The sequence below is a fragment of the Terribium retamae genome (genome assembly GCF_022347545.1).
GTDB classification, from domain to species: domain Bacteria; phylum Pseudomonadota; class Alphaproteobacteria; order Rhizobiales; family Rhizobiaceae; genus Mesorhizobium; species Mesorhizobium retamae.
The window spans coordinates 73423-86411 of the sequence record NZ_JAKREW010000003.1 but is presented as its reverse complement, the minus strand read 5'-3'; the positions used below and the strand labels follow the sequence as shown (position 1 = coordinate 86411).

At 61.6% G+C, this 12989-nt stretch carries 15 protein-coding genes; 7 read left to right on the top strand and 8 right to left on the bottom strand.

From position 1 onward, the window contains the following. Positions 1–37 precede the first annotated feature (37 nt). Positions 38–484 carry a GNAT family N-acetyltransferase gene (locus tag L4923_RS05345; RefSeq protein WP_239362609.1) on the top strand — a complete coding sequence of 149 codons (447 nt, stop codon included), beginning with the start codon at positions 38–40 and terminating at the stop codon, positions 482–484. Positions 485–502: 18 nt separating this feature from the next. Here L4923_RS05345 and L4923_RS05340 read toward each other — a convergent pair whose 3' ends face one another. The 5 genes from L4923_RS05340 to L4923_RS05320 form a co-directional block, all read right to left on the bottom strand. Then, positions 503–877, bottom strand: coding sequence for a nuclear transport factor 2 family protein (locus L4923_RS05340; RefSeq protein WP_239362608.1), 375 nt, complete (start codon positions 875–877; stop codon positions 503–505). Positions 878–930: 53 nt separating this feature from the next. Then, a complete protein-coding gene (locus L4923_RS05335) occupies positions 931–1941 on the bottom strand; it encodes an esterase-like activity of phytase family protein (protein WP_239362607.1) in 1011 nt (336 codons plus the stop codon). A 20-nt stretch (positions 1942–1961) separates the two neighbouring features. Next, a complete protein-coding gene (cobT, locus tag L4923_RS05330) occupies positions 1962–3860 on the bottom strand; it encodes a cobaltochelatase subunit CobT (protein WP_239362606.1) in 1899 nt (632 codons plus the stop codon). A 12-nt stretch (positions 3861–3872) separates the two neighbouring features. Beyond that, on the bottom strand, positions 3873–4859 hold the full coding sequence (gene cobS, locus L4923_RS05325) for a cobaltochelatase subunit CobS (RefSeq protein WP_239362605.1): 987 nt from the start codon (positions 4857–4859) through the stop codon (positions 3873–3875). A gap of 127 nt (positions 4860–4986) precedes the next feature. After that, positions 4987–5604 carry a J domain-containing protein gene (locus tag L4923_RS05320; protein WP_239362603.1) on the bottom strand — a complete coding sequence of 206 codons (618 nt, stop codon included), beginning with the start codon at positions 5602–5604 and terminating at the stop codon, positions 4987–4989. Between the two features lie 157 nt (positions 5605–5761). On the opposite strand from L4923_RS05320, the gene L4923_RS05315 reads away from it, so the two are divergent. Further along, positions 5762–6064, top strand: coding sequence for a BolA family protein (locus L4923_RS05315; protein WP_239362601.1), 303 nt, complete (start codon positions 5762–5764; stop codon positions 6062–6064). A 178-nt stretch (positions 6065–6242) separates the two neighbouring features. Here L4923_RS05315 and L4923_RS05310 read toward each other — a convergent pair whose 3' ends face one another. Genes L4923_RS05310 through L4923_RS05300 form a run of 3 tightly spaced genes read right to left on the bottom strand, consistent with a single transcriptional unit; the run spans position 6243 to position 8889 of the window. Beyond that, positions 6243–7166: a transporter associated domain-containing protein gene (locus tag L4923_RS05310; RefSeq protein ID WP_425530906.1), complete on the bottom strand. Its 924-nt coding sequence runs from the start codon at positions 7164–7166 to the stop codon at positions 6243–6245. Beyond that, positions 7166–8281, bottom strand: coding sequence for a 3-dehydroquinate synthase (aroB, locus tag L4923_RS05305; protein WP_239362599.1), 1116 nt, complete (start codon positions 8279–8281; stop codon positions 7166–7168). The genes L4923_RS05310 and aroB overlap by 1 nt, the downstream gene beginning before the upstream one ends. Then, on the bottom strand, positions 8278–8889 hold the full coding sequence (locus L4923_RS05300; protein WP_239362598.1) for a shikimate kinase: 612 nt from the start codon (positions 8887–8889) through the stop codon (positions 8278–8280). The genes aroB and L4923_RS05300 overlap by 4 nt, the downstream gene beginning before the upstream one ends. Before the next feature lie 144 nt (positions 8890–9033). Between L4923_RS05300 and L4923_RS05295 the strand changes: the two genes are divergently transcribed. From L4923_RS05295 to L4923_RS05275, 5 genes are all read left to right on the top strand, one after another. Then, positions 9034–9186 carry a histidine kinase gene (locus L4923_RS05295; protein WP_101935673.1) on the top strand — a complete coding sequence of 51 codons (153 nt, stop codon included), beginning with the start codon at positions 9034–9036 and terminating at the stop codon, positions 9184–9186. Positions 9187–9201: 15 nt separating this feature from the next. Beyond that, the gene (locus tag L4923_RS05290; RefSeq protein ID WP_239362597.1) at positions 9202–10116 is read left to right on the top strand and encodes a site-specific tyrosine recombinase XerD; all 915 of its coding nucleotides are present in this window, start codon (positions 9202–9204) and stop codon (positions 10114–10116) included. Positions 10117–10212: 96 nt separating this feature from the next. Continuing rightward, positions 10213–11163, top strand: coding sequence for an acetyl-CoA carboxylase carboxyltransferase subunit alpha (locus tag L4923_RS05285; RefSeq protein WP_239362596.1), 951 nt, complete (start codon positions 10213–10215; stop codon positions 11161–11163). Positions 11164–11429: 266 nt separating this feature from the next. Continuing rightward, a complete protein-coding gene (locus L4923_RS05280; protein WP_239362595.1) occupies positions 11430–12716 on the top strand; it encodes a L,D-transpeptidase family protein in 1287 nt (428 codons plus the stop codon). A gap of 13 nt (positions 12717–12729) precedes the next feature. Then, the gene (locus L4923_RS05275; protein ID WP_239362594.1) at positions 12730–12984 is read left to right on the top strand and encodes a sulfurtransferase TusA family protein; all 255 of its coding nucleotides are present in this window, start codon (positions 12730–12732) and stop codon (positions 12982–12984) included. The last annotated feature ends 5 nt before the right edge of the window (positions 12985–12989 follow it).

Below are 12989 nucleotides of genomic sequence, written 5' to 3'. Positions count from 1 at the left end.
ATCATTCTGCAGCCTTCTTTCCAAAGCAGGTATTTGAATGCGCCTCACCTTGAGATCGCTCGGCGAAGCCGAGCGCAAAGCTGTCATTGCTCTCCACGTTGCCGATGACCAAGACGACTTCGTCGCCACCAACGCCGAGTCCCTGGAGGAAGCCGACGAGAACCCGGCCTGCGTGCCGCTCGGCATTTTCGTGGATGACGAACCGGTCGGCTTCGCCATGTACACCCTGGACGCCGACGATGGAAACTGGTGGATCTACCGTTTGATGATCGACCAGCGGTTTCAGAAGCGCGGTTACGGCCGTGCTGCCTTGCGTGCGGTGGTCGAAAGAATGTCCGCCATTCCCGGCTGCAACGCCATCTATCTCGGCGTCATGCAGGAAAATCGGACAGCCGCCGGATTTTACCATCGGGAAGGTTTTCGAGAGACCGGCCAGATCCTGGGCGATGAGACCGTCATGCGCCTTGAACTCGGGAATACCTGAAGGGCGGAGTTCGCCAGGTTAGCTCAAAGGCTGCAGCGGTCCGAAGAAGCCGATAATGCTCTCGATACGGCTGCCATCCGGGCTTAAAATCGCAATGTCGAGTCCTTCCGGCATCTCCGTGCCGTCCGCTTCGACCACACGCCAGCCGAAACGCGCGATACCATGATGAACATCGACTGCGGTGGTGCGGACGATCCGAGCGCCTGGGCGGCCAGCTCTCACCCTGACGATGTGAGCGAGCAACTCTTCTGCCCCGACCGTATCCGCACGGGGATCGGTATAACTCGCGTCCTTGGCCCAGACCGCGTGGAGAAGCGTAGCACGGCGCGCATCATCGGGTTCGTTCCAGATAGCGCAATAGCGATCAATCAGGTCTGTGGGATTTGAAGGCATCGGACAGCCTCAAAGTGTGCGGACAGGAGCCTAACATTGCAGCTATGACCCTCTCAATCCTCGTGCAGGATGAACTCCAAATAAAGGTTGCGCTGCAGGATCGAGTGATTGTCGTCGGAAACCAGCGACACGATCAGCCTGCCATCGTCGCGACGCCAGACATCCATGCCTTCCATATTGTCGATCTGGTAGGCCATGTCGGCCTCCAGAAGCACCGAGCCGTCGGCGACCTTGCCCTTGGCGATCTCGGAGCCGGCGATGCGGCGCAGCCGCATCTTGACGCCGCCAGCCATTGAGAAGGACCGCTCCAGGAGAAGCAGGTCGCCGCCGGGAAGGAATGCGCCATCGGTGATATCGAACTCGCCATTGCGGCGAACTTTGAAGATGCCTCTGCCCGGCCCTTCGAGGATGGCCGCATAGATGTTGCCATCCTTGTCGAGGCTCTTTTCGGACACCACCACAAGTGAGCCCTTCAGTGGCCCGTCGACCGGCGCCCGCGTCACCGTCTCGAAGCCGCGGTTCCTGCGCAGTTCGTTCTCGGGCACCACGAAATCGAGCAACCTGAACGGCGCTTTCATGCCCTTCGGATCGATCTTGAACTGCGCGACACGATGGTTGCGCTCGAAGCCGACGGTGGCGACGCCATCCCGGACGTTCAGGCCTTCGGCGTCGACCTCCCATTTCTTGTCGATCGGCTGGCCGGCCTCATCCATCATCTGCTGCATGGTGAAGTTGAAGATCGCGAAAGGCTGGCCTTGTGCCATTCGCGCAATCGAACCGAAATACCAGAAGCCAGTGTCGGTCACACCGATGAAATCACTGCCCGGAGTGAGGAACCGGAAAGCCGATAGCGCACCGAAATCGCGCGACGAACCCGTCATCTCCAGTCCGCCGACAAATTCCAGCGGCCCGAACTTCCTTTCGTCCCGGCCGATATGGAATTGCGTGATTTGCCGGACGCTGATTTCTACCGGCTCGACTGGCTGGCGGCCTGCGGCGAAAGCCGAGGACGTGACGAGGAAGCCTGTAACAAGACAAGAAAAGAGTCGTAGGCATCCTGACATCGACACCCGCCGGGGACGGATCACGAAGCGCGCCTGAAGCCGCCGCGCCGCATATCGCGCGCAGTTTCCTCGCCGAACAGCGAGGCAAGCTGCTCGGTCATGGCACCGGCCAGTTCCTCTGCATCGACGATGGTAACGGCACGGCGATAATAGCGTGTCACGTCATGGCCAATGCCGATGGCAAGCAGTTCCACCGGCGAACGATCCTCGATCAATTCGATGACCGCGCGCAGATGCCGCTCCAGATAGTTGCCTGGATTGACCGAAAGCGTGGAGTCGTCGACCGGCGCGCCGTCCGAGATCATCATCAGGATCTTGCGTTGTTCCGGCCGGCCGATCAGGCGGTTGTGTGCCCACAACAGCGCCTCGCCGTCGATGTTCTCCTTGAGCAGCCCCTCGCGCATCATCAGGCCGAGGTTGCGACGCGCGCGCCGCCAGGGCGCATCGGCCGACTTGTAGACGATGTGACGCAGATCGTTGAGACGGCCGGGTGCGGGCGGCTTGCCCTCTTTCAGCCACTTCTCACGCGCCTGCCCGCCCTTCCAGGCGCGGGTCGTGAAGCCAAGGATCTCCACCGAGACGCCGCAACGCTCCAGCGTACGCGCCAGGATGTCGGCACAGGTCGCCGCAACCGTAATCGGCCGACCGCGCATCGAGCCTGAATTGTCGAGCACCAGCGACACCACAGTATCGCGGAACTTGGTATCGCGCTCTTGCTTGAAGGATAGCGGCTGCATCGGATCAATGACGACGCGCACCAGGCGCGCCGGATCCAGATAGCCTTCTTCCAGGTCGAAATCCCAGGAACGGTTCTGCTGTGCCATCAGGCGACGCTGCAGCCGGTTGGCCAGTCGCCCCACCACGCCCTGCAGGTTGGCGAGTTGCTTGTCGAGGAACGCGCGCAGACGATCGAGTTCCTCCTCGTCGCACAATTCCTCGGCTCCGACCGTCTCGTCGAAGGCGGTGGTGAAGACCTTGTAATCGACGTCCTTCGAGATCGTGGCGAAGGGATTGTCGTTGCGCTTGGCCTCGCCTGGAGTCTCGGCGTCAGCCTCTTCTTCGTCGGACAGGTCCTGAGAGGTGGCGTCCGTGGCTTCGGCCTCAGCGGATTCCTCATCGTCGTCCGAGGCATCTGCGTCCTCGGCCTGCGACTGGTCGGAGCCGGAATCGTCCTCGCCGCCCTCCTCGCTCTGTTCCTCGCCCTGCGGCTGGTTCTCGTTGTCGTCCTCGGTATCCTCGGTTTCCTGGTCGTCGCCGAGTTCCTCGGCCATTTCCATGGAAACGAGCATGTCGCGCACGACGCGGGCAAAGGCTTGCTGATCTTCCAGCTTGCCAGCCAATCCGTCGAGATTGGCGCCTGCCTTGTCCTCGACCCAAGGGCGCCAGAGGTCGACCAGACGTTCGCCGCTCTTCGGCACCGCACGGCCGGTCAGCTTTTCGCGCACCATCAGGGCCAAAGCCTCCTCCAGCGGCGCGTCCGCACGGTCGCGCACGTCGGCGAGATTGGCCTTGGCGTATTTGTCTTCCAGCATCGTGCCGATGTTGTCGGCGACGCCGGCCATCATGCGCGAGCCGATCGCCTCGACACGAGCCTGCTCGACCGCGTCGAAGATGGCACGCGCCTGCTTGCCTTCCGGGGCCAGCTTGGTGTGGATGCGGCTATCATGGCAGGCGCGTTTCAGCGCCATGGAATCACCAAGGCCGCGCGTCACGGCAATGTCGACGGCCGAAGCCTTCTTCGGCAATTCCGGCAGGCGGGCACGGCTGCCGGCCAACGCCGGGCGCTCCTTGGCGAAGCCGACTTCCATCTCCTTGTCGCCGGAAATGGCACGCATGCACACCGTCACGGCGCGTTTGAAGGCGTCCGTGTCCGAGCCGTTCTTCGGCTTGTTGCGTGTATTGTCGCCGGGGCCGGCCATGGAATGTCCTGTTTAGCCAAGCACCACGTTGGCGGAGCTTTCCGGCAGATCCTCACCGAAAGCGCGCTGATAGAATTCGGCCACCACCGAACGCTCCAGTTCGTCGCACTTGTTCAGGAAGGTCAGCCGGAACGCCATACCGACATTGCCGAAGATCTCGGCATTCTCAGCCCAGGTGATGACGGTACGCGGGCTCATGACCGTCGACAGATCGCCATTGATGAAGGCAGAGCGCGTCATGTCGGCGACGCGCACCATCTTGTTGACGATGTCTTTGCCCTTGTCGTTCTTGTAGTGCTTGGCCTTGGCCAGCACGATGGCGACTTCATTGTCATGCGGCAGATAGTTCAGCGTGGTCACGATCGACCAGCGGTCCATCTGCGCCTGGTTGATCTGCTGCGTGCCGTGATAAAGGCCGGTGGTGTCGCCGAGACCGACGGTGTTGGCGGTGGCAAACAAGCGGAAGGCCGGATGCGGACGAATGACGCGGCTCTGGTCGAGCAACGTCAGGCGGCCTGACGATTCCAGCACACGCTGGATGACGAACATCACGTCCGGGCGACCGGCATCGTATTCGTCGAAGCAGAGTGCCACATTGTGCTGATACGCCCAAGGCAGGATGCCGTCGCGGAATTCCGTGACCTGCATGCCTTCCTTGACGACGATGGCATCCTTGCCGACGAGGTCGATACGGCTGACATGGCTGTCGAGATTGACGCGCACGCAGGGCCAGTTGAGGCGCGCGGCGACCTGCTCGATATGCGTCGACTTGCCGGTGCCGTGATAGCCCGACACCATGACGCGGCGGTTGTAAGCGAAGCCGGCTAGGATCGCCATCGTGGTGTGCTGATCAAACAGATAGTCCGGATCGATGTCAGGCACATGTTCGGTGGCCACCGAATAGGCCGGCACGACCATCTTGGATTCGAAGCCGAATTTCTCCTTCACCGACACCGTCGTATCGGGCAGGTTGGCGATATCGCGATCGACCTTGTTCATGCGTCTCAACGTCTCCACGGGCGAAGCGTTGCGCTTCGCCGGCAACCCAAATTGTTCGGGGCGGTCATAAAACCTTTTCCAACCCGATGATAGTTGGAAAAAGGCACGACCTCAGCTCAGCTTGAGCTCAACACAGGCCTGCCTGCTTGAGCACGCGATACGCTTGCAGCACATCGCGGAACCGGTCTTCCGAACCTCTGTCACCGCCATTCGCATCCGGATGGTGGCGTTTCACGAGTTCCTTATAACGCGCCTTGATCTCTTGGCCAGTCGCCTTTGCGTCAAGACCAAGCGTTTCCAGCGCCTTGGCCTCAAGCGGCCTTGCCTTGCGTTCGCGTGGTGCGCCGCGGTCCCGTGGCTCATTGAACAGGTTGAACGGGTCGCGCATGCGGTTGTAGTAGCCAGCGCGGCCCGAGCGTTTCTGCGCAAAATCAGGCGCGGTGTGTACGCCGCCATTCGTGCCCATCGTCCAGGTCGGGCGATGTCCTGTCAGCGCTTCCCTCTGGAACCGCGCGATCTCGGAATCGGGAACGCCCGAAAAGTAGTTGAAGCCCTTGTTGTATTCACGCACGTGGTCGAAGCAGAACTTGAAATACTGCCCCTCAGCCATGCGTCCCACCGGCGCACGATGCGTACCCGGCTCCTTGCAGCCGTCCCACTGGCAAATCGGCGCATGCGCCTTCGCTTCCGCGTCCTTCTCGGGACGAATGCGGATTTTCTCGAAATATTTTGGATAGGGCTTCATCTGACCCCATTTATGGGCTGTTCGCCCGGCGATACAAGAATTGACATTTCGACGATGATCGCCCTAACCGCTGAATCGCGGCTTAAAAGGGGCGGACAGCAGCCGGCCGGCGACGGAAATGTTGGCGGTAGAGCCTATGTGGTGAAGGAGGACGACAATGTCCATGCAAATCGCAATGGAAAAGAAGCTTACCGACGCTTTTGCGCCGGAAAGGCTGGCCGTCGTCAACGAAAGTCACCTCCACGCCGGCCATCACCATGTCGAAAGCGGCCATCACGCCACCTTCGACGGTACCGGCGAGACACATTTCCGCATTCGCATCGTTTCGCCTGCCTTTGCCGGCATGACCCGCATCGAACGCCATCGCGCCGTCAACGCACTGTTGGCAGACGAACTGAAAGCCGGCCTGCATGCGCTTGCCATCGAGCCTGCCGCACCGGGCGAAAAGACGCGCTGGTAGCGCCAAAGATTGAAACTTGTCTTCCGCGAGCGACTGGGGCGGCTTATTCCGCGCCTGAGAACTCTCGCGTGTTTCACGGCAGCGGAAATCAGGCCTACCGATGTTGCAGGCTGGATTGTCGCACGAAGCTTGGGCAGTTTCGCATCATTCTTCGCTGCGTGTTTGCTCTGGCCGAAGCTTACTGCGGCTTCTGAGCCTCTTGCTGCTGGATCTCCACCGGCGCGGGCTTGATCCTGATGCGCGCGATGCGGTTCTTGTCGCGCTTCATCACCAGGAAACGCTTGCCGTGGAAGGTGAAGGCCTGCTTCTCTTCCGGGATGGACTGCGTCTCGTGAATGACCAGGCCGGCGATGGTTGTAGCCTCATCGTCGGGCAGCACCCAGCCCAAGGCGCGATTGAGGTCACGGATCGATACGGTGCCTTCCACCACCACAGAGCCATCCGCCTCCTGCTTTACGCCCTGGACATCGATGTCATGCTCGTCGGCTATCTCGCCGACGATCTCCTCGATGATGTCTTCCAGCGTCAGCAGCCCCTCGACCTCACCATATTCGTCGACCACGATGGCGATATGCGCACGGCGGCGCAGGAAGGCATTGAGCTGATCCTCCAGGCTGGTCGTGTCCGGCACGAACCACGGCTTCGCCGCGATCTTCAGGATGTCGATCTGGGAAAAATCATTGTCGACTTCGTTGAGGGCACGCAGAAGATCCTTGGCGTGCAGGATGCCCACGATGTTGTCGAGCGATCCTTTCCACAGCGGCAATCTCGTGTGCGGGCTCTGCAGCACCTCACGCACGATCGCTTCAGGCGCGTTATCGGCGTTGACGGAGCGCATGTTGGTGCGATGAACCATGACGTCGGAGACTTCCAGCTCACGCAGCGCCAGAAGCGCCTCGACGCGGTTGCGATCTTCCTTCATGGCTTTCGCTTCGCTGCGCAACCGGGAAATCACTGCGCGCGCCTCCTGCTGGGTCATGCGGCGCCGCTTCAGGCTGATCAGTTGCAATCCGAATGTGGCAAGCAGCGGTTTGCGAAACAGGATGGCCGCAAGCACCGCGACAAGCAGTGCGGCGGCAGTAACCCATCCCGCCATCTCGATCATCCGAGGCTGTCCCGCAGGAACGCCAGCACCTCCGAAGACGGAACATCCTTGGCGATGAAGGACTGGCCGATGCCGCGCGTCAGGATGAAGGTCAACGCGCCGCGCGAGACTTTCTTGTCCTGGGTGATGTAGTCGAGGAGCTTGTCCGCGCCCGGCATCTCACCGGGAATGTCAGCGATGCGGGTCGGCAAGCCGACCGCTTTCAGGTGCGCCTCGACGCGCACGGCATCATCCGGGCTGGCCAGGTTCAGCCGTGCGGAGAAGCGGTGTGCCAGCACCATGCCGATTGCGACACCTTCGCCATGCACCAGTCTTGCCCCGTCGTAGGCAGTTGCAGCTTCAAGCGCGTGCCCGAACGTATGGCCGAGATTGAGCAAGGCCCTGTCACCCGTCTCGAATTCGTCGCGCGCCACCACATCCGCCTTGGCCCGACAGGCTTCGGCGATCGCTTCGATGCGCGCATCGCCCCCCTCAAAGACCTCCCGCCAATTCTTCTCCAGCCAGGCGAAGAAGTCCGGCCGATCGATCAGCCCGTATTTGGCAAGCTCTGCATAGCCGGCACGGAACTCGCGGATCGGCAGCGTGTCGAGCACACCGCTGTCAGCCAGCACCAGTTTCGGCTGATGGAAGACGCCGATCAGGTTCTTGCCGCGCGCACTGTTGATGCCGGTCTTGCCACCGACAGAGGAATCGACCTGCGCAAGCAACGAAGTCGGGATCTGCACGAAATCCATGCCACGCCGCACGATGCCTGCAGCAAAGCCAGCCAGGTCGCCGATCACGCCGCCACCAAGCGCCACGACCGCGTCGCGACGCTCCAGCCTGGCCCCAAGGACGGCGTCGACCACCTCCTGCAGAAAGGCAAAACCCTTGGTCTTTTCGCCGGCCGGCAGCGCAATGGTCGCAGCCACGGCGACACCTCCGCTTTCCAGTCCGCTCTTCAGAGCTTCGAGATGGCTCGCTGCGACATTCTCGTCGGTGACGATTGCCACCCGAGTCCCCGGCAGCCGGGCCGAGATGGTCTCGCCGGCGCGAGCGATGAGACCTGACCCGATCAGGATGTCATAGGCGCGGTCGCCCAATCCGACCTCAACGGTGACGGTCTTGCTCATGGCTGCCCCTCGCCGGCAGCAATCGCTGTCCGGATACCGAAATGCCCGCAAAGGGCGGCTATCACCTCGTCGGCGATCACTTCCTTGCGCTCGTCGCGCGTTGGCACGGTGATATCGGCCAGCGCATAGGTGGGATAACGGTCGTCCATCAGCTTCCGCAGCGTGGCCCGTGGATTGGCTGTCTTCAGCAGCGGACGGTTCTGCTTCTTGGAAACCCTTTCCATCAAGAGGTCGAGATCGGCCTTCAGCCACACCGAAATACCATGCGCTGCGATCGCCTCGCGCGTCTGCGCGTTCATGAAGGCGCCGCCGCCAGTGGAAAGCACCTGCGGCCCTTGTTCCAGAAGGCGCAGGATGACCCGTTGCTCCAGCGCACGGAATTCCGTTTCGCCGTAACGCTCGAACAGGTCCGGGATGGTCATGCGCGACACATCCTCGATTTCCTGATCGCTGTCGATGAAGCCGAGGCCCAGAGCTCCTGCAGTCTTGCGGCCGATGGCTGTTTTGCCGGCGCCCATCAGCCCGACAAAAACGATCGAGCGCCCTGCGAGCTGCGTTACCAGCGCGACACGGGCTTCATCCTGCGGAATGGCGCTTTGCGGGTTCATTGCCGGCGTATCGACATGAAAAGCCCCTTTGCGTCAAGCGGCCCAGGCCGTGACAGGCGCTGCCTGCCCTTGAAATGGCGGAATCGCCGTCCCATAACGGGACGTCTCAGGCAACACCACAGAATCAAGGCGCCATCCGAAGTCATGCCGACCCTGCTCCGCCTCGTCGTGACCCTGGCGATCCTGGCCGGCCTCACCTATGGCGCGATGTTTGCATTGGTGATGTTTGTTTCGCCCAAGCAGGCCGAGCTTTCCGTGCGTATTCCGGCCGAAAAACTCAATCCAAAGAAAAACTAGCGAAGAGCCCGCGCCATGAGCAGCGCCGCCCGCATCGAAGCGTTCCTCGAAATGATGAGTGCGGAGCGCGGCGCCGCCGAAAACACGTTGAGCAGCTATCGTCGCGACCTGGAGGACGCGGCTTCCGCGATCGAGGGCGGGCTGGCCAATGCCGGCCCGCAGGACATCCGCGCCTATCTCGACAGGATCGCCGCCCAGGGTTTTGCACCGACCTCGCAGGCACGCAAGCTTTCGGCGCTACGGCAGTTCTTCAAGTTCCTCTATGCCGAAGGACTGCGCCAGGACGATCCGACCGGCACTCTGGACAGCCCGAAGAAAGGGCGCTCGTTACCAAAGACGATGGGAGAAGCCGAAGCCGGTCGGCTGCTCGACCGCGCTGCGGCTGAGGCGCTCGACCCGTCACAGGGAAGCGACCGCCTGGCGGCGCTCAGGCTGCATGCGCTGGTGGAAGTGCTCTACGCCACGGGATTGCGCGTTTCGGAGCTTGTCGGCCTGCCGGTGACCGTGGCGCAACGCGACGACCGCTTCTTCATGGTGCGTGGCAAAGGCAATAAGGAACGCATGGTACCGCTCTCCGCCAAGGCGCGCGCCGCGATGTCGGCTTGGCTCGCCGCACGCGCGAAGGTGCCTGCCTATGCCGAGAGCACGTTCCTCTTTCCCGCTTCATCCGATAGCGGCCATCTGCCTCGGCAGGTTTTCGCACGCGAACTGAAAGGTCTGGCTGCCCGCGCCGGCATCACTGCATCGAAAATATCGCCACACGTGCTGCGGCACGCCTTTGCCAGCCATCTTTTGCAAAACGGTGCGGACCTGCGCGCCGTGCAGCAGCTGCTCGGCCATGCCGACATCTCCACCACGCAAATCTACACCCATGTGCTGGAGGAAAGGCTTGTCCGGCTGGTCAACGATCACCATCCGCTTGCCGACTAGCCCCTCTATCGCTATGTGAGGGCGACGTTTCATAGCTCGGCACTGCCGTCACGGCTTCCTGTCCCTTTGTTTTCCGGCGCAGCGGTCCCCTCACGAATGTACAATTATCTCGACTTCGAAAAACCGGTTCAGGATCTCGAGGGCAAGATCCTCGAACTGAAGAAGCTCGCCGAAAGCGGCGAGGCCGTCGATGTCGCCGACGAGATCGCGCGGCTGGAAAAGCGGGCACGCGATGCGCTGCGCGAGGCCTACAAGGCGTTGACGCCATGGCAGAAGGTGCAGGTGGCGCGCCATCCCGACCGGCCGCACTGCCTCGACTATATCAGCGGCCTGTTCACCGACTTCACGCCGCTGGCCGGCGATCGCAGTTTCGGCGACGATCAGGCTATTGTCTGCGGTTTCGCCCGCTTCCGCGGGGAATCGGTCGCCGTCATTGGCCAGGAAAAGGGCTCCGACACCGCCAGCCGCCTGAAACACAATTTCGGCTCGGTCCGGCCTGAGGGCTATCGCAAGGCGGTCCGCGTGATGGAACTGGCCGATCGCTTCAAGGTGCCGCTTATCACTCTAGTCGACACGGCGGGTGCTTTCCCGGGCGTCGACGCCGAAGAGCGTGGCCAAGCGGAAGCGATCGCCCGCTCCACTTCGGCAGGTCTAGCCCTGAAAGTGCCGTCGATCTCGATCGTCATCGGCGAAGGCGGCTCGGGTGGCGCGATTGCGATTGCCACCGCAAACCGTGTGTACATGCTCGAACACGCCATCTATTCGGTGATTTCGCCGGAGGGTGCGGCTTCGATCCTTTGGCGCGACACCACCCGCTCCAAAGACGCAGCAACCAACATGAAGATCACCGCGCAGGACCTGCTCGAACTCAAGATCATCGACGCCATCATTCCCGAACCGCTCGGCGGCGCCCATCGCGAGCCGGAAAAGGTTATTGCCGCCACCGGTGACCTGGTCGCCAAGACGATGCAGGACTTTGCCGGCTCGAACGTCGATTTCCGCGAGCAGCGCCGCGAGAAATACCTCGCCATGGGCCGTTCCCTCTAATACCCCTCCTAACGATTGCACCGGGCGATCGAATGGTTTCTCCCAGGGCCATTTCCGGCGTCGACCGCCTCTAAAATGTGGCGGAGAACCCATTTTTTGCCACAAAATTGCCGTCGCTGTCGGCTCTGACACTTTGTCGGGAAGGCGGCGCAAGCCGCTTGCAGTAAGGAAATTTCAAGGTTAACGGGCTTAGTGTCCACCGATGTTCAGGGTAGCGCCTGGGCCTTGAGGGCCGTGGCGTACAATTGGAAAACGACAGCGCATCCATGTTCGCGAAACTCGCACGCACCGGCTTCATGATCAGCGTTCTTGCCGTGGCCGGCTGCAACGAAAAGTCCGTTGCCGATTTCGTACCCCAGGGCGCCAACAAGCAGCTGCCCGAAAAGATCCTGGCGGAGATGCGCTCCAAGGGCATGAATCGCGAGGCGCCGATCGTCGGACGCATCTTCAAGGAAGAGAACGTCGTCGAGGTCTGGAAGCAGAAGACCAACGGCCGCTACGACATCATCGCCACCTACCCGATCTGCCGCTATTCGGGCAAGCTCGGCCCGAAATATACCGAAGGTGACCGTCAGGCCCCGGAAGGCTTCTACACGGTGCGTCCCGGCCAGATGAACCCGAAATCGGGCTATCATCTTTCCTTCAATATCGGCTATCCCAATGCCTATGACCGCGCCAATGGCCGCACCGGTTCCAATCTGATGGTGCACGGTGCCTGTTCGTCGTCGGGCTGCTATTCGATGAACGATCCGCAGATCGAAGAGATCTATGCTTTCGCCCGCGATGCCTTCAAGGGCGGCCAGACCGAATTCCAGATCCAGGCCTATCCCTTCCGCATGACCGCCGCCAACATGGCACGCTATCGCAACGACCCGAACTACGAGTTCTGGAAGATGCTGAAGGTGGGATACGACAATTTCGAGATCACCAAGGTGCCGCCGAAGGTCGACGTCTGCGAGAAGCGCTATGTCTTCAACCAGGTTGCGCCCGACGGCCAGAAATTCAATCCGACCGGCGCCTGTCCAACCAGCACCACGCCGGATCCGCTGAAAGTGGCCTACGCCAACTATCAGAAGAACTACGATGCGGCCTTCGCCAGCGCTATGAACGGCTCGACGCCTGCACCGAAGGCTTCGATCGCCGGTATCAAGGAAGCCAAGCTCGTTTCCGACTGGACAAAGCGCCGCGCCCGCGGCGAACGCATCACCATCGATCCTCCATCGATGAACCACGATGGTTCAGTGACCGAAAACACCACCCGCATGGGGCGCATCGATTCTCCGGCCGGACGCAAGATGGCGGCGCTCGAGGCCGAGCAGGCCGCCAAGAAGAAGGCCGAAGAAGAGAAGAGGGCGGCAATCCTTGCTGCCAAGGCCGAAAAGGAACGCGCCAAGGCAGAAGCGCTTGCCGCCAAGGAAGCAGCCAAGAACAAGGCTTCCGAGCCGGCTGAGACCTTGACGGCCCAGGTTCAGCCCGCGCCCGAAGTGCCGGTCGAGGACGAAGGCCGCCTTTCGAAGATGAAGAAGAAGCTGCTCGGCATGTTCGGCGGCTGAGCCGGTATTTGCTATGTCGCAGGAAATCGCCTCCGCCGCCGAGATGCCCGCCGTCTATGACCTCAGGGGTTTGAACTGTCCGCTGCCGGTCCTGAAGGCGCGCAAGCGCCTGACCGACATGCAGCCGGGCGGTTTATTGTGGCTGGAGACGACGGACCCGCTCGCCGTCATCGACATTCCTGCCTTCTGCGCTGACAGCGGCCACCGGCTGGTCGAGAGCGTTGCCATGCCGGGCGGACATCGTTTCCTGGTCGAACGCGGCGCCTGAAGCCG

Excerpts from the sequence above, each read along its gene's own strand:
- L4923_RS05335 (WP_239362607.1), bottom strand. The coding sequence starts at position 1,941 with ATGTCAGGATGCCTACGACTCTTTTCTTGTCTTGTTACAGGCTTCCTC.
- L4923_RS05285 (WP_239362596.1), top strand. The coding sequence starts at position 10,213 with ATGTACAATTATCTCGACTTCGAAAAACCGGTTCAGGATCTCGAGGGC.
- L4923_RS05290 (WP_239362597.1), top strand. The coding sequence starts at position 9,202 with ATGAGCAGCGCCGCCCGCATCGAAGCGTTCCTCGAAATGATGAGTGCG.
- L4923_RS05280 (WP_239362595.1), top strand. The coding sequence starts at position 11,430 with ATGTTCGCGAAACTCGCACGCACCGGCTTCATGATCAGCGTTCTTGCC.
- L4923_RS05295 (WP_101935673.1), top strand. The coding sequence starts at position 9,034 with ATGCCGACCCTGCTCCGCCTCGTCGTGACCCTGGCGATCCTGGCCGGC.
- L4923_RS05300 (WP_239362598.1), bottom strand. The coding sequence starts at position 8,889 with ATGAACCCGCAAAGCGCCATTCCGCAGGATGAAGCCCGTGTCGCGCTG.
- L4923_RS05315 (WP_239362601.1), top strand. The coding sequence starts at position 5,762 with ATGTCCATGCAAATCGCAATGGAAAAGAAGCTTACCGACGCTTTTGCG.
- L4923_RS05340 (WP_239362608.1), bottom strand. The coding sequence starts at position 877 with ATGCCTTCAAATCCCACAGACCTGATTGATCGCTATTGCGCTATCTGG.
- cobS (WP_239362605.1), bottom strand. The coding sequence starts at position 4,859 with ATGAACAAGGTCGATCGCGATATCGCCAACCTGCCCGATACGACGGTG.
- L4923_RS05320 (WP_239362603.1), bottom strand. The coding sequence starts at position 5,604 with ATGAAGCCCTATCCAAAATATTTCGAGAAAATCCGCATTCGTCCCGAG.
- L4923_RS05275 (WP_239362594.1), top strand. The coding sequence starts at position 12,730 with ATGTCGCAGGAAATCGCCTCCGCCGCCGAGATGCCCGCCGTCTATGAC.
- aroB (WP_239362599.1), bottom strand. The coding sequence starts at position 8,281 with ATGAGCAAGACCGTCACCGTTGAGGTCGGATTGGGCGACCGCGCCTAT.
- L4923_RS05345 (WP_239362609.1), top strand. The coding sequence starts at position 38 with ATGCGCCTCACCTTGAGATCGCTCGGCGAAGCCGAGCGCAAAGCTGTC.
- cobT (WP_239362606.1), bottom strand. The coding sequence starts at position 3,860 with ATGGCCGGCCCCGGCGACAATACACGCAACAAGCCGAAGAACGGCTCG.